Here is a 16,760-nt window from a genome sequence, read left to right as displayed (position 1 = left end):
ATTTAGGTGTATCGATGCGTATCTTGCTTACAGGAATCCCTTCATATCTGCAGCGCACCGTCGCGGGCGTGTCCGGGGCGGAGGTCCGCCACAGGCCCTATTTCGATGAGGTCAGGACCAAGAAGGACTTGATCGATCAGGTCAGAAAAATCGCCAATACCGGCAATTACCTCATCGGCGAAGGTGCCGCCAACGCCCTTCGAGGGCATGACGTCACCTATGTGCCCTTCTGGCATCTCGCCAACAGCCGCAACTCGGACGAGGTCTACGAGCACCTCCATCAGCAGTTCGACATCTGCGTTTTCGCCTCGGCCAATCTCCTGCGCCCCGGCTACTCGGCCGCTCTCGAGGCGGAGGTGTTCGGCAAGCTGAAGATGCCCGTCGTGGTCATGGGTATCGGCATCCAGCGCAGAGAGGGGCTCAAGGAAAGTCTGCCGGCGGGAACCCTCAAATTCCTGGAAGTCCTCAGAAACAAGGAGAGCTTCTTTCTCACCCGCGGCTACTTCACCGCCGAGTTCCTCAGGGAGCAGGGCATGAAGTTCGTGAAGCCGACGGGTTGCCCGTCGCTTTTCTTTGCACCGAACGAGATGAAGCGTTCACTGACAGCGCTCGCCACTCCGGAGCTGGCGTCGGCGCAGAAGATCGCCTTCGGCGGCTATCTCGGCAGCGTCGCCGATACGATCGTCGATGCCCACGCGCTCCTGAAGCCGGATAGTGTCGCAAGCTATGTCGTCCAGGACGAAGTGGTCGCATACAATCTCGCCCTGCCCGTCGAGGATGACGTCCATGTATACGACCGGGCAAGCGGGCGCATCACCGGCCAGACCGAATACAAGCATTCGGAGAAATGGCAGAGGAAGCACGAGCTCCTGGTCTTCTTCGACACCAACCAGTGGCGCGGCTGGGTCTCGTCGCGGGATCTCTGCTTCGGTCGTCGATTCCATGGTTGCGTCATCGGCATGCAGGCGGGCGTACCCTCGCTGATGATTGCCGTCGACGATCGCATGCGGGAAATGCTGGAGTTCATCGGCTTCCCCTATATCGAAGCGGCGATCTGGAACCGTGAGGCGGACAGAAGAACCTATCTCGCGAATTTCCTTGCCAATATCGACTCGCAGGCCGTTATCGACCGCTACTCGGCCTGCGAGTCCAACTTCCGCAGCGCTCTCGCGCATGTGGGCCTTTAGGCGCGGGAGCGGCAGGGCAGGGCCCGTCGCGCTGCTCTTCGCCGCGCTGCTGGCGCTTTCGCCGCTCGCCCATGCCGGTGACGCGGCGGCGCCCCGCATCGGCGTCAACCGCCTGCACCTCGCCTGGCTCCCTCGCGCAGAGCAGGAGAGAATATTGAAGGACATCGCCGCGAGCGGCGCGACCCATATCCGGGTCTCGCTGTCGCGGCCGGTCGACAAGAGCATCGAGGCGGTGGAGATCGCAAGCAGGCTCGGCTTGCGCATCCTTCTCGAGATCCAGCTTGCGAACAAGAGCTACTATCCCGAGAGCGCCCGTCCGCGGACCGGCTTCGGCCGCGTCTGGGACATTTATCGCTTGTCCGATCTCGATCCCGACCGGTACCGCAAGGGTCTCCACGAAGCGCTCCAGCGTATCGATGCGCTCGGCATCCGCCTCGAAGCGATCGAGCCCGGAAACGAAATCAACTATGCCGGTTACAATGGAGACCTCGCCGTCTACCGGGAGCCGGGGCCGCGAAGCCCGCGCAGCATCGCCGAGCTACAGGACCGGGCTGCTTTCGAGCGGGGCCTCGACACATACATTCGGGTTCTCGAAATCAGCCGCGACGAAGTGCGCGCGACGGTGCATAGTCGCGATGCCGCCGTCGTTTCCGCCGGTCTTTCCGACATGAGCGCCGAGCAGGCAGACCAGCGCGGCATGGAACGGCTCGACCCGGGCGAGTTCATTGCCGCTCTCCGCCAGCGTGGAATGGACAGCCTCGTCGACGCCTACGGTATCCACATCTATCCCGGACGGCTGCCCGCAGCCGCGCTCGATCGCCGAGTGACGAACCTTCTCGATTTCTGCCAGCCGGCCGATCTGGGCAAGCCCTGCTGGGTAACGGAATGGGGGGTCGCCAATACGGCACGTTCCTGCCCCGTCGACGACAGTTGGCGCGAAAGCACGATCCAAGCCACGCGGGCGGCATTCGGCGACCTTATGGAAGAAAAGCGGCTGACGGCGGCCTTCTATTACGACTGGGATACCGAGCCCTCTTACAGCCTCTGGCGCTGCGGCAAGTTGAGTCCCGCCGCCGCGGCGGCAATCGAACCGGCCGAAACACCAGAGGGGCGCGCAAAATGACCTGGAGTGAGCGCGACCAGAATAGCGGGAGCGACGGTGGCCGAGACATCCGGGCAGGAACCGGAGGCACCGCATGAAGGGTATCATTCTTGCAGGCGGCAAGGGGACGAGGCTTTACCCCGTCACGATCTCGGTTTCGAAGCAATTGCTTCCCGTACACGACAAGCCGATGATCTATTACCCGCTCGGCACGCTCATGCTGGCCGGAATTCGTGAGATCCTGGTGATCACCATGCCGAGGGACAGGCCGCTCTTCGAAGAACTGCTCGGCGACGGCAGCGAACTCGGGCTCGCGATCTCCTATGCGGAGCAGGCCGAGCCCAATGGACTCGCTGAGGCCTTCATCATCGGCCGGAACTTTATTGGCGACAGTAATGTCGCACTGATCCTCGGCGACAATATCTTCTATGGCGCGGGGCTGCCCGAGCTATGCCGAGAGGCCTCGGCGCGGGAAAGCGGCGCCACGATCTTCGCCCATCAGGTGGACGACCCGCAGCGTTACGGCGTCGTCAGTTTCAACAGCCGCACCGGGCAGGCGGAGACGATCGAAGAAAAGCCGGAGCGGCCAAGGTCGAGCTGGGCGGTGACGGGGCTCTATTTCTACAAGAACGACGTGCTCGACATCGCCGCTTCGATCAAGCCGTCCGCCCGCGGCGAACTGGAGATCACGGATGTCAACCGTGCCTATCTCGAGCACGGAGACCTCCATGTTTGCCGGCTCGGACGGGGCTTTGCCTGGCTCGATACCGGGACGCATGATAGCCTGCATGATGCCGCTTCCTTCGTACGCACCATCGAGCACCGCCAGGGCGTCAAGGTCATGTGCCCGGAGGAGATCGCCTTCGAACTCGGCTATGTCTCGGCCGACCAGGTGCTCGCCCGCGCTGCCCTCCTCGGAAAGAATGAATATGCCGCCTATCTCCGGCGGCGCATCAGGGAACGTGCCGATGCTTGAGATCAAACGCCTTGGCCTCGATGGTGTCATGGAGATCGTCCCGCGCAGGCTCACGGACGAGCGAGGTTTCTTTTCAGAGGTCTACAATGCGGCGAGGCTCTCCGAGCACGGCATCGATGTGAGCTTCGTGCAGGACAATCATTCCTATTCCGTGGCGGTGGGGACGCTGCGCGGCCTGCATTACCAGCTTCCGCCGCGGGCGCAGGCAAAGCTCGTGCGCGTAGTCCGGGGACGGGTATTCGATGTCGCGGTCGACATTCGCAAGGGGTCGCCGACCTTCGCGCAATGGATCGGACTCGAGCTCTCGGCCGAACGGTGGAACCAGATACTGGTGCCCGTGGGGTTCGCCCACGGCTTCCTCACTCTCGAACCGGAGACGGAGGTTGTCTATAAGGTGAGCGAGCACTACTCCGCCGAACATGATCGAGCGATCCGCTTCGATGATCCGCAGATCGGAATTCAGTGGCCTCTTGATGCCGGCGGTTTGCATCTGTCCGCGAAGGACCGGAATGCGCCCCTGCTCACCGACGCCACACCTTTCGACCTCTCGGTGTAGGGGAGGCGGCGATGCGGGTCCTGGTCACGGGCGGGGCGGGATTCATCGGCTCTGCCGTCTGCCGGCATCTGGTCGCGAGCGGGGCGGAGCGCGTCGTCAATGTCGACAAGCTGACCTATGCCGGCAATCTCGCTTCTCTGCGGGCCGTCGAAGCGCAGCCAAACTACGCCTTCTATCACGTCGATGTGTGCAATGAGCACGCGCTCCTGGACATCATGCGCCGCGAGCGCATCGACAAGGTGATGCACCTTGCGGCCGAGAGCCATGTCGACCGGTCGATCGAAGGGCCGAACGTCTTTGCCGAAACCAATGTCGTCGGCACGGTGCGCTTGCTCTGCGCCGCGCTGACCTACTGGTCGGAACTTGGTGCCGAAGCACGCGACGGATTCCGATTTCACCATGTCTCGACGGACGAAGTTTTCGGGGATCTCCCCTTCGACAGTGGCTTCTTTTCGGAAGAGACGCGCTACCAACCATCCTCGCCCTATGCCGCATCCAAGGCAGCAGCGGATCATTTCGTTCGCGCCTGGCATCACACCTACGGACTGCCGGTCGTGCTTAGCAACTGTTCCAACAATTACGGCCCGTTCCACTTCCCGGAAAAACTGATCCCGCTCGTCATCATCAATGCCCTTGAGGAGAGGCCGCTGCCGATCTATGGAAGCGGTGCGAACGTCCGCGACTGGCTTCATGTGGACGATCATGCGCGGGCGCTCGAGCTTGTGATGACGAAGGGCAGACCGGGAGAGAGCTACAATATCGGTGCGCGTGCCGAGCGCAGCAATCTCTTGGTGGTGGAGAACATCTGTGACCTGCTCGACGTCCGTTCGCCGCGTAGAAGCGGCAGAAGCTACCGAGATCTGATCGCGTTTGTCTCCGACCGGCCAGGCCATGATCGCCGCTACGCGATCGACCCTTCGAAGATCGAGCGGGAACTTGGCTGGAGGCCGAAGCGGGGGTTCGAGGCGGGCCTGAGCGAGACGGTCGATTGGTACCTCACCAACGACTGGTGGTGGGAGCCGATTCGGCGTGAGCGCTATGCGGGCGCTCGCCTCGGCGGACAACGTCGGAGCATCCGATGAGGATTGTCGTTACAGGCTGCAACGGACAACTGGCCCGGAGCCTTGTCGAACGCTCGCGCGAGCGGGCGGACACCGAGGTGGTGACGGTGGGGCGGCCGTATCTCGATCTGACGCGCGCGGAAACGATTCTGCCCACGATCGAGCGCTGCCGTCCCGATCTTGTCATCTCGGCCGCCGCCTACACCGCCGTCGACCAGGCCGAGGCCGAGCCGGAATTGGCGCTCGCCGTCAATGCCACGGGGGCAGGCGCGGTTTCCGAAGCGGCCGCCTGTCTTGGGCTGCCGGTCATCCATGTTTCCACCGATTACGTCTTCGACGGGAGCAAGGAAGGCGCCTATGTTGAGGACGATCCACCGGCTCCGCTGAGCGTCTATGGAGCGACCAAGCTTGCCGGCGAAAAAGCCGTGGCGGCGGCAAATCCACGCCATCTGATCTTGCGGACGGCATGGGTGTACAGCCCCTTCGGAAAGAATTTCGTGAAGACCATGCTGCGGCTCGCGGAGAACCGCGAGGAGGTTCAAGTCGTGGCCGACCAATGGGGCAATCCCTCCTCGGCGCTCGACATCGCGGAGGCCGTGCTCGAGGTCGCGGCGCGAATGATCCAAGCCACAGATGACAGCGTTTTCGGCGTCTATCACCTCGTCGGCACAGGCGTCACCAACCGTGCGGATCTGGCGCGCCACGTCCTCGCGGTGAGCCGTACCCGCGGCGGCCCTTGGGCGCTTGTCCGAGACGTCACGACAGCCGAGTTCCCGACGCCGGCGCGCCGTCCTGCCAATTCAAGCCTGTCGACAGCGAGGTTCTCTGCGACGTTCGGCTGCGTCATGCCCGCCTGGCAGCACTCGGTCGAGACGGCGGTGGAGCGGCTCCTCCGAGACGGACGGCGCTGAATTTACGAGGGGCGCGCCCTCCGTTCTGAACCAGCGGCCAGGCGTTCGTCTCAGGAGAATGCGGCGGCAGAGCCTACAACTGCCATCACGAATCCGCATGGTCTCATCATTTCGTTTCATAGACGGAGCGACGATCCCGCCTTGACACGAGGATCGTACGATTTACAGTTTCAGTTGTCAGACATCTTACAGGAACGGGAACCCCACGGCTGACGAAAAACAGGAGGAATGCGTGAAAAGACTGTTTACACAGCTTGCCATCGGCGTCGCCGCGCTGGCCTTTGCGACTGCGGCACAGGCGGGTGAAACGCTCAACCGGGTCATGGGCAAGAAGGCCCTTGTGGTCGCCACCAATAGCGGCTGGCCGCCCCAGAGCTATCTCGACGACAGCAATCAACTCGTCGGCTTTGATATCGACGTCTCCAAGGAAATCGCCAAGCGGCTCGGGGTCGAGGTCAGCTTCGAAACGCCCGACTGGGCGACGCTGACCGGCGGTCGCTGGCAGGGACGCTACGATCTCGGCGTCGGCTCGGTCACCCCGACGAAGGCGCGTGCCCAGGTGATCGACTTCGCCGGCATTTATTACTACAGCCCTTATGTCTACGTCCTGCACAAGGACAGCCAGGCGAAGGCCGTTGCCGACCTCAACGGCAAGATCATCGGTGTCGAGACGGCGACGACGTCGGAGGACTACATCCGCCGCCAGCTGGAAATCGATGCACCCGGCCTGCCGCCGGTGGAGTACAAGCTGGAGCCGGGCGAAATCCGCACCTTCGCCGACTCCATGCTGCCTTTCGACGATCTGCGTCTCGGCGACGGTGTGCGCTTGGACGCGGTCATTGCGCCGGAGCAGACCGCGCTCAACGCGATCAAAAATGGCTACCCGCTGCGCGTTCTCGATGGCGAATATGCCTTCAAGGAGCCGTTGGTGGTGATTGCCGAGAAGGTCGACGCCGAGTGGACGAAAAAGGTGGGCGATATCATCGCTGAAATGAAGAAGGACGGTACGCTCGCGGCCCTGACCACCAAGTGGTACGGCAAGGACTATAGCGCCGACTGATGTCGCCGGATCGTGATTTGGGTCTCACCGGTCCAGATCACGATCCTGATCCGTTCCGACGACGTGTGGGCGCGGCATGCGGCGGGCACCGCCCGCTATGCCTTGTGCCAGGCCGGCACCGCTCCAGCAGCCACCGTCAAGCGACCTTTGCACGAGAGAAGATGTCCTATCCTGACACCTATTACAAACAGACTTTGGCCAACGCGAAGGTCAGACCAGTCCTGTCAGAAGTGATCGAATGTGAAACCGTTATCGTCGGAGGAGGGCTTGCAGGTCTGACAACCGCGCTGCAGCTCGCGCGCGCCGGCCAATCGGTTGTCGTGCTCGAGGCGGAAAGCGTCGGCTTCGGTGCTTCCGGCCGCAACGGAGGCTTCGTTAGCCCCGGCTTTGCGACCGGCAGCGCCGAGATCGCCCGCAGGGTCGGAGATGAGACCGCCCGGCAATTGCATCTTCTTTCGATCGAAGGCGTCGATTTCGTGCGCGAAACGATCGAGGCGCTGAAGATCGACGGCGCTCGGCCACAGCCCGGAGTTATGGGCGTCGTGCGCTATGATGACGGGAACAGCCTGAAGGCCCACGCGGACGAGTTGAAGCGGGCCTATGGCTACGAACTCGACTATCTCGACGCGGAGCAGGTCCGCTCGGTGCTCAAATCGAAGCGCTACTTCCATGGGCTGCGCGACCGACGGGCCTTTCATATGCATCCGCTCAATTATCTGCGCGGGCTTGCCGACGAACTGGAGCGTCTCGGCGGGCGAATTTATGAGGGATCGGCTGCGACGGGAAGCGCGCTCGGCGGCGCCGAAAAGGTGGTGTCCACCGCCCGTGGTCGGGTCAAGGGGCGCCAGGTTGTCTTCACCACCGGCGGCTATACAGGATCGCTCAACGGTCGGCTGAAGCGCTCTTTCCTGCCGATCGCGACCTATGTGATGGTCAGCGAGGAGGCACCGGAACTCCTGTGTGACGCCATCGCCACCACAGACGCGGTGGGCGACAACCGGCGTGCCGGCGATTACTACCGGCTGGTCGATGGCGGAAGACGACTGTTGTGGGGAGGAAGGATCACCACGCGCGCAGCCTTGCCGGCGACGCTTGCGACGGAACTGCGGCGCGAGATGGTTGGCACATATCCGCAGTTGAAGGATCTGAAGACGGAACTCGCCTGGTCGGGCCTCATGTCCTATGCGCGCCACCTCATGCCACAGATCGGTGAGCTGCAGCCGGGTGTCTGGTATTGCACGGCTTTCGGCGGCCATGGCCTCAACACGACGGCAATCGGCGGAAAACTGGTGGCCGAAGGGATTTTGGGACAGTCCGATCGCTACAAGCTTTTCAAGCCCTTCGGGCTCGTCTGGGCCGGCGGCTATGCAGGGCTCGCCGTCGCCCAGCTCACCTATTGGAAATTGCAGGCACAGGACTGGTGGCGCGAGCGCGCGGCCTGAACGCCGGAGGGAACGAATGATTGGTCGCCTGATACTGACTTATCCGGATGCCGCGCGACGCACGGGGGTTTTCGTCATCCTCGCGCTCATCACTCTCGCAATCTACGGACTCGGGGTGAGCCCGGCCTGGATCGGGCGCGTGCTGCCGACGGCATCGGACTGGCTCGCCGCCAACCCTGCGCTTGCGCGGCTGATCGGCGCGATGATGATCGCCTCGATCGCAGCCGTGAACTGGAAGGCTCTTCGGCAACTGCCGCGCAGCTTCCAGGTAGTCGGCGTGTGGATAGAGCTTTTCGTGCTCCTGATGCTGTTCTTCTATTCCTTCGATCTTTCCTTTGCTTTCATTGCGAAAAAGGTCGGCTTTCTGATCTCGCAGGGCGTGGTCACGACACTCTATATCTCGGTGATCTCGATCGCGGTCGCGACTGTCATCGCGCTTGTCGGGGCGATCGCGAAGCTTTCCAAGAACGGCGTCATCTACGGACTTGCGACCTTCTATACTTCCCTCTTCCGCGGCCTACCGCTCTTGATGCAGATCTACATCATCTATCTCGGGCTGCCGCAGGTCGGCTATGTGATCAGTGCGGTTCCGGCGGGCATCCTCGCTCTTTCGCTCTGCTACGGCGCCTACATGACGGAGATTTTCCGCGCGGGCATAGAGAGCATTCCGCGAGGGCAGACCGAAGGGGCGACCGCGCTAGGCTTGAGCCCGAGCCAGACGATGGGGCTCGTGATCCTGCCGCAGGCGATGCGCGTCATCATCCCGCCGACCGGCAACCAGTTCATCGCGATGCTGAAGGACTCCTCGCTCGTTTCCGTTGTTGGCGTCTGGGAACTCATGTATCTCGCCCGCACGCAAGGACAGACCGAATTCCGTCACATCGAAATGCTGATCACCGCCTCGATGATCTACTGGATCCTTTCGGTCGGGCTGGAATTCCTGCAGTCGCGCATCGAAGCCCGGTTCGGACGCTTCAATGTCCGTTGATGCGAATGTCGCGCCGGCAAGGGCCGGTATGCGGCGGAACGTGCGCGCCGCCACGCTAGGGTTCATGGCCTTCGCCGTGTTCTCCGGCGCCGATGTGCTGGTGAAGCTGCTGGCGGAGCGCTTTCAGGTGCCGCAGGTGACGTTCATGATCACGATTGCGGCGCTCGTGCTCCTTAGCGCCTACGCCGGCGCGACCGGCAGCATCGGATCGCTCCTGCCGCGCCACCCGTATCTGGCCCTCATGCGCGCTCTCCTGCTTGCCGTCGATACCCTGCTCATCCATTACGCGTTTTCGATGCTGCCTCTCGCCGAAGCCTACCTGCTGGCGTTCCTAACGCCGCTTCTGGTGGCGATACTCGCCTTTGTGCTGCTTGGAGAAAGATTGTCGCCACTGGCCTGGAGCGGAGTGATGATCGGTTTCACCGGCGTTGCCATTGCGCTCCGGCCGGGAATTGCGCCGCTCAATCTCGGCCATGCCGCGGCTGCGGCCTCGGCTCTCGCCTTTGCTCTTTCCCTCGTTCTCCTGCGGCGCGCCAAGACGAGCGAGAGCGACCTGGCTCTGGTCGCGACGTTGCTCGTGGTGCTTGCCACCGCCGCCTTTGGCGCCTCCATGATCGGCCGCGGGCTGGAGGCGGCGACAGCAACCGATCTTCTAGCCGCCGGCGCGGCCGGTCTCTTGCTGCTGGGCGGCCATTTCCTCCTGGTGCGCGCCTTTCGCGTCGGCGATGCATCGGTTGTGGCGCCGTTCCAATACAGTCAGATCATCTGGGGCGGCCTCTATGGGGCTCTCCTATTTTCCGCTCCGATCGAGCTGCACACGATAATCGGTGCCCTGGTCATCGTGCTCTCCGCATGGCTCGTCCTGAAATGAAAATCCTGGAGGTAAGAATGCCCACTTCGATCGACATGGCCACCTCGGAGATCGCGCTGCGTGGTGTCCACAAGTGGTATGGCCGCTATCACGCGCTTGACGACATCAACCTCTTGATCGCGCCGCGTGAGAAGGTGGTCATTTGCGGCCCGTCAGGCTCGGGAAAGTCGACGCTGATCCGCTGCATCAACCGTCTCGAGGCGCACGAGCAGGGCGACATCACCGTCGGCGGCGTCGAACTCGGCGAGGACGACCGCAAGGTGGACGCCGTCCGGCGTGAGGTCGGCATGGTCTTTCAGCAGTTCAACTTGTTTCCGCACCTGACCATCCTCGAGAACTGCATCCTCGCGCCGATGTGGGTGAAGAAGATGCCGCGCAAGCAAGCGATCGAGATCGCCATGCACTATCTCGGCCGGGTGCGCATTCCGGAGCAGGCGAACAAATATCCGGGCCAGCTTTCGGGCGGTCAGCAGCAGCGGGTAGCGATCGCGAGGGCGCTCTGCATGAATCCAAAGGTCATGCTCTTCGACGAGCCGACATCCGCCCTCGATCCGGAAATGGTCAAGGAAGTGCTCGACACCATGGTGGCGCTGGCGAATGATGGCATGACCATGATCTGCGTGACGCACGAGATGGGTTTTGCACGTCAGGTGGCGGACCGGGTGATCTTCATGGACCGCGGCCGCATCGTCGAAGAGGGCGAGCCGGAAGAATTCTTCGCGCGCCCGAAGACGGAGCGCGCCAGTCTGTTTCTGAGCCAGTTGCTGCATTGACGGAAAGCCGCGCGGCCGAGCAGCGAACCGCGCGGCCCATGCAGGGTCTCCAGCGCCCTAGCGAGGCGGGGGTTTAGCCGGTACGTCAGAGCGGCTGCGGATCCTGCGGAAAGCCGCCGACATGCGTGCAGGTCAGTGCCGCCAGATCGCGCCCGGCGTGCAGGCATTCGGCGAGCGGCTCGCCCGCAATATGGGCGGCTATGAAACCGGCGATGAAACTGTCGCCGGCGCCGGTCGTGTCGACCACCTGCACAGGCCGGATGCCGGCCGCGGCGCATGTCGCGCCATCGCTTGCAAGCGAACCGTGACCGCCGCGCGTCACTACGGCGAGGCGCGCGCCGTCTGACAGAAAATCATGGATAAGGCGTTCGGCCCTGGAGTCGTCCTCGCCGGCGGAGCCGAAGGCGACCGATAGCCCCTCGACGCCGAGATTGGCGGCAGCGGCATTCACCGAGACGTCCTGTGAGACGCTGACGCCTGCCCTCGAAAGCGCTCGGCGGAGCGCGCCGCCGTCGTCGAGCCAGCCGATGTGCACATGGTCCATCGTTTTCAGTGCCTCGAAATCGGCTGGCTCCGGTCGGTATCCTGCACAGACCCCGAAATCCTCGTAAACGAAAATCCGGTCGCCCGCGGGCGTGACGTCGATGTTGGTATAGGCGGTATTGCCGTCGCGCTCGCGCAAGTAGTTCACGTGCACACCATTGTCACGCAGTCGGCCGCGGACCTTTGCGCCGTCGTCATCGCAGCCTATGGCGCCGAAGTAGAAGGCCTGGTGGCCGAGCCGCGCGAGTTGAACGGCGACATTGATCGCATTGCCGCCGACGTAGGATCGTGCCAGGGGAGGGAGGAAGCGATCGATGCAATTGTCGCCGACGGCGGCGAAACGGAAAGAGGCCATGGCTGTCTCCGGGCGTGGTGACGAGGCCGCGGACGCTAGGGGGCGTTCCGCGGCCTTCGATGCTTTGCCGTCTGTCCCGTCAGTATGCAACGCGCTTGTAGTAGCGCCGCGTCGTCAGCGGATGATTGCGCATGACTTCGAGATGCGCGCTGATGCGTTCGAGCAGGGTGGCAAGAACGATCGGCGAGACGAGACCGCGCACCTCAGGGGAAATGCCGGGCAGCGCAAATTCCGCGGTGTCGAGCACCGTGAGCTTGTCGGTGTAGTTGCGAGCGAAGTTGTCCAGGCGATCGGCGAGCGGCCGCAGGCTGTCCTCGCCCTTGAAGAGAACCACGCTGACGTCCTTATCGACGAGCTCCAGCGTACCGTGGAAGAAATCGGAGGCGTGGACGGGACGGGTACGGATCCATTGCATTTCTTCAAGAATGCACATGCCGTAATAGAAGGCCTCGGGCCAGACATTCCCTGCGCCGGTGATGATATGATAATCCGAGCCGGCAAGGATTCTGGCGAAGTCCTCGGCCTTTTCCTCATAGCTGCGCTTCACCTCGAGCAGGAGTCGCGGAAGCGCCTCGAGCTCGCGGACGACCTGGTCGTAATTCTCGATTTCACCGCGATGGCGCATGATCGAAAGCGCGATGAAGAGTGATTGCAAGTAGAAGGACTCGCAGGACGTGTCGTCCTCGGCGAAATTGACAAAGGCATGATCGCCACCTTTTCCGAGCGGGGTTTCTTGATGCCCGACCAGCGTCAGCACGGTTGCGCCAACCTCCTTCGCCTTGGCGAGGAAAGCCACGCTTTCCTTCGTCGTTCCGGAAAGGGAGGGGATGACGACGATCGACTTCGCCGTGAGATTTACCGATCCGGTGACGACAAGTTCCGCGGGCAGGTCGATGAAGACGGGGAAGCGCGACTGGCGCTGCAGCAGTTGGGCCGCAGGCTGCATCAGAATGGCGGCGCCGCCGGTTCCGAGAAAGAAGATGTTCTCCGCGCCCTTTTCAAGGCAGGACGCAATGACTTTGTCCAGGCGTTGCCTGAGGGCGACCGCGCCCGACTGGATACGAAGGAATCTCTGTTCGTCAAAGTTCAGCATGGGCTTTCTCTCGATTGGCGCTGCAATTGCCAGCTCGTCGCGCAGCAATGTTGTAAGACAACTGACAACATTGCTCATGGGTGTCAAGGGAGATATCTTGCTCAATCTGGATAAGGTGATGCCCGAAACGGATTGCGACCTCCACGGAAGTTGGCGAAGCCTTGACCTGTCTGGATTTGTCAGACAAGAAGAATTTCATCTGCTTTCATTCGGAGAGAGGAATTGGACGAGCCCCTTCGCGACACGCGCACTCTGGTGATCCAGCTCCGCGACCGCATTGCCGACCTGATCCGGGACGAAGGGCTCAACCCGGGCGACAAGCTGCCGACCGAGGCGCAGCTTACGCAGCGTTTCAAGATCTCACGACCGGCGCTGCGCGAGGCACTGAAACTGCTGGAGCAGGACGGAATCATCTATGTCGAGCATGGCCGGGGTCGGTTTGTTTCCCCGATGTCGGCCGTCCAGGTGGATCGGCCGATCACCGTGTTCGAAAGCGTCACCGAGATGACGCGGCACTATGGTTACGAGACGGTCAGCAAGGTGCTTTCGATCGCAGAGGAAATGCCCGATGCGGTTACCGCCGAGCAATTGAGGCTCGCCCCCGGCGAGCGGGTCATCCGCCTTGAGCGGCTGCGGCTGCAGGAGGACGAACCGATCCTTTATTCCGTCGACTACATACCGCGCAGCATTATCCCCTCGCGGCTGTACGATGTCGATTGGAGCGGTTCGCTGCTGGAGCTGCTCGATAAATACAAGCATCGGCCGCGCATGTCCGCAGCGACCGTCTCGGCGGTAATGCTGCCGGAAGAGGTGGTCGAGCGCCATGATCTCAGGGATTTCGGACCGGCGCTGCTTATCCGGGAGACCTGTTACAGTCCCGCCGGCCTGCCCGTCATCTACGCCATAGACTACCATCGCGGCAGTCACTTCACTTTCAGCTTCGCACGCAAATAGCCGCAAAGACGGCTCGATACTGGATCTTGCACCCGGCGAGGGACCGTCGCACCCATGCATCTGACGCATGGGAGCGCTGAAGTCTCAGCGCTGCAATCTGCGAAGGGTCTGCATTATATCCTGCTCATCGAAGCGAGCGAGGCGCCGCGGACTGGCAGCCAGGCTCCAAAAGCCCAAGAAAGGGGATCAAAATGAACGTAGCACGCTCTTTCAACAACTGGCGCAAGTATCGTCAGACGGTTGCCGAACTGGGCCGCATGTCGACCCGCGAACTGCACGACCTCGGCATCGATCGCGCCGATATCCATCGTGTTGCCCGGGCTGCCGTTGGCCGCTAAGGCCTCAGCGACGATATAGCTCAGATCTGTTGAAGCGCCCGCATCCTCTTGAGCGGGCGCTTTTATTTTTCCCGAGCACCAGCACGATCTCGGTGGCGGACGGACGCTCATCACTAATTTTCTCCTCCGCGGCACCGGCAGCGGCACCCGTAAAGATTGGATTCAATCTTTCTTGGTAATTTCCCGTTAGCAAGTCACGTCAGTGGGTCCTGACGGCGCCGAACCTCGCCGTCATTTGTTTCGCGTGCGGGTTCCTATGCGTCGTCTATCGGGTCTTTCAGCAATCTTCCTCGCCTGTGTGGCTCTGTCTGCCTGCGGATTCGGAGGCGGTCGGGATCGCGCCGAGCGGCCGTCGCGAGAGACGACGAGCTCCGTCGTCCGGCCGGCAAGTCCCGTGCCTTCCACGAATATCGTCGCCGGTGATGTTCAACCCGCTCCGCCGCAGGAGGCGCTCGCCTGGGCAGGACCTCCCCCGGAACCGCAGGCTTTCATGCCGGCAGAACGAGCCGCAGGCATGCCCGTTCCGTCGGAACGGCCGATCGCCATGCTTGCCCCCGACAATCCCGCGATCGAGACGGCGCCGCAAGGCGGCCGCGCACGCATTTACAGCCACCGCTTCCGCGACGCCAAGCCGATCAATTTCGGCAAAAGGTCCCCCCGCAAGCTCGCCGTCCACGGCGTCGACGTCTCGCGCTGGCAGGGTGACATCGATTGGGTGAAGCTGAGGACGCAGGGCGCCAACTTCGCCTATATCAAGGCGACCGATGGCGGCGATCATCTCGATCCTATGTTCAAGAAGAACTGGCGAAGGGCGCAGGCAGCCGGGCTGAAGCGGGGTGCCTACCACTTCTTCTACTGGTGCCGCACCGCCGGCGAGCAGGCCGATTGGTTCATCCGCAACGTGCCGCGTGAACCGGACGCGCTGCCGCCCGTCATCGACGTCGAATGGAACGGCGAATCGAGCTGCAAGAGGCGGCCATCGCCTGAGCGGGTCCGGGAGAAGATGCAGGTCTTCATGGACAAGCTGGAGCGGCATTACGGCCAGCGTCCGATCATCTACACCGCCCCGGATTTCTACCGCGACAACCTGAAAGGGGCGTTCCCCAATCATCCTTTCTGGCTGCGCTCCGTGGCCGCCCACCCGTCAAAAGTCTATCCCGGCCGCAAATGGCTCTTCTGGCAATATTCCGGCTCGGGCCTCTCGCACGGCGTCGATGGCAGGATCGACCTCAATGTCTTCAACGGCGGCGAGGAGGACTGGCACAACTGGGTAGCGGCACGTTCGAGCTGAGGACGACCGCCCACGGGGATCAACCGCAGCGCGCGAGCTTCACATCGTCGTGAGCGTCACATGCGGTTGATGACTTGGCCGGCCATTCGCCCTAGGTCGATGGCATGAGGCTGATCGTCGCTTTCCTGTCCTTCTTCGCCGTCCTGCCGCTTGCCGTCGCGCAGGAGCAATCCAACGTGTCCCTCCTCCTGGAGAGCCTCGCCGGTAGGGACGACCTCAAATCGCTGAAAACCATCATCGTCGCACAGGATGGCAGGACGGTAGCCGAAGAGGGCTATCGCGGCCACACGCCATCCGAATCGACCAACATCAAGTCGGCGTCGAAATCGATCGTCTCCGCCCTTGTTGGAATTGCGATCGACAAAGGCCTGCTCGCTGGGCCTGAACAGAAGATCGCGCCGCTTTTGAGGGACGATCTGCCTTCGCCGGCCGATCCGCGCATCAACGAAATTACCGTCGGCAATTTGCTCTCGATGCAGGCGGGACTGGGGCGGATGTCAGGACCGAACTACGGTCGCTGGGTTTCGAGCCGCAACTGGGTTCGTTTCGCGCTCGCGCAGCCCTTCGATGATGAGCCGGGCGGGCGGATGCTTTATTCGACGGCCTCTACGCATCTGCTTTCGGCGATCCTGACGAAAGTCGGCGGCAAGTCGACCCTGGCGCTTGCGCGCGAGTGGCTCGGCCGCGTCGAGGGGTTCAGGATCGGTGCTTGGGAGCGCGATCCGCAGGGCATCTATCTCGGCGGCAATCAGATGGCGATGAGCGCGCGATCGCTGCTCGCTTTCGGCGAGCTCTACCGCAACCGCGGCCGGACGGAGGATGGGCAGCAGATCGTCCCGGCCGACTGGGTTGACCTTTCCTGGCAGCCACGCACAGCCTCTCGTTTCACCGGCGATGGCTATGGTTATGGCTGGTTCATGCGTCGCATCGGCGGCGATGATGTCTATTACGCATGGGGCTATGGCGGCCAGATGCTCTACGTCGTGCCGTCGCTGAGACTGACCGTCGTGATGACTTCAGACGAAAGCGGGCCCTCGGCGCGCAATGGCTATCGCGATGCCCTGCATGGCGTGCTGGCCGAGATCATGGCGGCTATGAAAGCCGGCTGACGCAACGCCCGCCGGTTTGCGCGAGACTTTAAGCACGTGCGGCAAAGACGCGCAAAACCTCAAAATTTCGCACGTCTCTGACCTGCAGCGCCGCGCGTCTTTTCAGACGCACAAAGGACGCTGTAGCACTTTGAGTTGCTGCATGTTTTT

Annotated in this window: 16 protein-coding genes and 1 pseudogene; 15 read left to right on the top strand and 2 right to left on the bottom strand. The window is 62.4% G+C overall.

Annotated elements, in window-relative coordinates; all coding sequences use genetic code 11:
- Positions 1–14: 14 nt before the first annotated feature.
- The 11 genes and pseudogenes from AYK65_RS28375 to AYK65_RS28325 all read left to right on the top strand — a co-directional run.
- Positions 15–1,187 carry a polysaccharide pyruvyl transferase family protein gene (locus AYK65_RS28375; RefSeq protein ID WP_081162582.1) on the top strand — a complete coding sequence of 391 codons (1,173 nt, stop codon included), beginning with the start codon at positions 15–17 and terminating at the stop codon, positions 1,185–1,187.
- Positions 1,188–1,218: 31 nt separating this feature from the next.
- Entirely contained in the window at positions 1,219–2,310 is a 1,092-nt protein-coding gene (locus AYK65_RS28370; protein ID WP_081162707.1) for a glycoside hydrolase, read from the top strand.
- A gap of 73 nt (positions 2,311–2,383) precedes the next feature.
- A complete protein-coding gene (gene rfbA / locus AYK65_RS28365) occupies positions 2,384–3,265 on the top strand; it encodes a glucose-1-phosphate thymidylyltransferase RfbA (RefSeq protein ID WP_046116776.1) in 882 nt (293 codons plus the stop codon).
- Complete coding sequence (gene rfbC, locus AYK65_RS28360) at positions 3,258–3,821, top strand: dTDP-4-dehydrorhamnose 3,5-epimerase (RefSeq protein WP_046116775.1); 564 nt, start codon at positions 3,258–3,260, stop codon at positions 3,819–3,821. Before rfbA ends, rfbC begins: the two co-directional genes overlap by 8 nt.
- Before the next feature lie 11 nt (positions 3,822–3,832).
- Positions 3,833–4,903 carry a dTDP-glucose 4,6-dehydratase gene (rfbB, locus tag AYK65_RS28355; RefSeq protein WP_081162580.1) on the top strand — a complete coding sequence of 357 codons (1,071 nt, stop codon included), beginning with the start codon at positions 3,833–3,835 and terminating at the stop codon, positions 4,901–4,903.
- On the top strand, positions 4,900–5,793 hold the full coding sequence (rfbD, locus tag AYK65_RS28350) for a dTDP-4-dehydrorhamnose reductase (RefSeq protein ID WP_046116773.1): 894 nt from the start codon (positions 4,900–4,902) through the stop codon (positions 5,791–5,793). Before rfbB ends, rfbD begins: the two co-directional genes overlap by 4 nt.
- A gap of 232 nt (positions 5,794–6,025) precedes the next feature.
- A complete protein-coding gene (locus AYK65_RS28345; protein WP_026615144.1) occupies positions 6,026–6,853 on the top strand; it encodes a transporter substrate-binding domain-containing protein in 828 nt (275 codons plus the stop codon).
- 161 nt (positions 6,854–7,014) lie between these two features.
- On the top strand, positions 7,015–8,295 hold the full coding sequence (locus tag AYK65_RS28340) for an NAD(P)/FAD-dependent oxidoreductase (RefSeq protein WP_081162579.1): 1,281 nt from the start codon (positions 7,015–7,017) through the stop codon (positions 8,293–8,295).
- Between the two features lie 16 nt (positions 8,296–8,311).
- Positions 8,312–9,283 (top strand): amino acid ABC transporter permease, encoded by a 972-nt coding sequence (locus tag AYK65_RS28335; protein WP_046116771.1) that lies wholly within the window; start codon positions 8,312–8,314, stop codon positions 9,281–9,283.
- Positions 9,273–10,154, top strand: coding sequence for a DMT family transporter (locus tag AYK65_RS28330; RefSeq protein WP_081162576.1), 882 nt, complete (start codon positions 9,273–9,275; stop codon positions 10,152–10,154). The genes AYK65_RS28335 and AYK65_RS28330 overlap by 11 nt, the downstream gene beginning before the upstream one ends.
- Before the next feature lie 65 nt (positions 10,155–10,219).
- Positions 10,220–10,927, top strand: a pseudogene (locus AYK65_RS28325) (amino acid ABC transporter ATP-binding protein); the annotation flags it as partial.
- Between the two features lie 85 nt (positions 10,928–11,012).
- On the opposite strand, the gene AYK65_RS28320 reads toward AYK65_RS28325, so the two are convergent.
- Both AYK65_RS28320 and AYK65_RS28315 read right to left on the bottom strand, forming a co-directional pair.
- Positions 11,013–11,825 (bottom strand): PfkB family carbohydrate kinase, encoded by an 813-nt coding sequence (locus tag AYK65_RS28320; protein ID WP_026615139.1) that lies wholly within the window; start codon positions 11,823–11,825, stop codon positions 11,013–11,015.
- 79 nt (positions 11,826–11,904) lie between these two features.
- Positions 11,905–12,918, bottom strand: coding sequence for an SIS domain-containing protein (locus AYK65_RS28315; protein WP_081162704.1), 1,014 nt, complete (start codon positions 12,916–12,918; stop codon positions 11,905–11,907).
- Positions 12,919–13,140: 222 nt separating this feature from the next.
- On the opposite strand from AYK65_RS28315, the gene AYK65_RS28310 reads away from it, so the two are divergent.
- From AYK65_RS28310 to AYK65_RS28295, 4 genes are all read left to right on the top strand, one after another.
- Positions 13,141–13,872 carry a GntR family transcriptional regulator gene (locus AYK65_RS28310; RefSeq protein ID WP_026615137.1) on the top strand — a complete coding sequence of 244 codons (732 nt, stop codon included), beginning with the start codon at positions 13,141–13,143 and terminating at the stop codon, positions 13,870–13,872.
- 191 nt (positions 13,873–14,063) lie between these two features.
- Entirely contained in the window at positions 14,064–14,210 is a 147-nt protein-coding gene (locus tag AYK65_RS28305; protein WP_077068125.1) for a DUF1127 domain-containing protein, read from the top strand.
- Between the two features lie 256 nt (positions 14,211–14,466).
- Positions 14,467–15,501, top strand: a complete 1,035-nt coding sequence (locus AYK65_RS28300) for a glycoside hydrolase family 25 protein (protein WP_026615136.1) — start codon at positions 14,467–14,469, stop codon at positions 15,499–15,501.
- 104 nt (positions 15,502–15,605) lie between these two features.
- Positions 15,606–16,610: a serine hydrolase domain-containing protein gene (locus AYK65_RS28295; protein WP_081162575.1), complete on the top strand. Its 1,005-nt coding sequence runs from the start codon at positions 15,606–15,608 to the stop codon at positions 16,608–16,610.
- The last annotated feature ends 150 nt before the right edge of the window (positions 16,611–16,760 follow it).

The organism is Ensifer aridi (assembly GCF_002078505.1).
Taxonomy (GTDB): domain Bacteria; phylum Pseudomonadota; class Alphaproteobacteria; order Rhizobiales; family Rhizobiaceae; genus Sinorhizobium; species Sinorhizobium aridi.
This window is presented reverse-complemented; position numbering and strand designations above follow the sequence as displayed.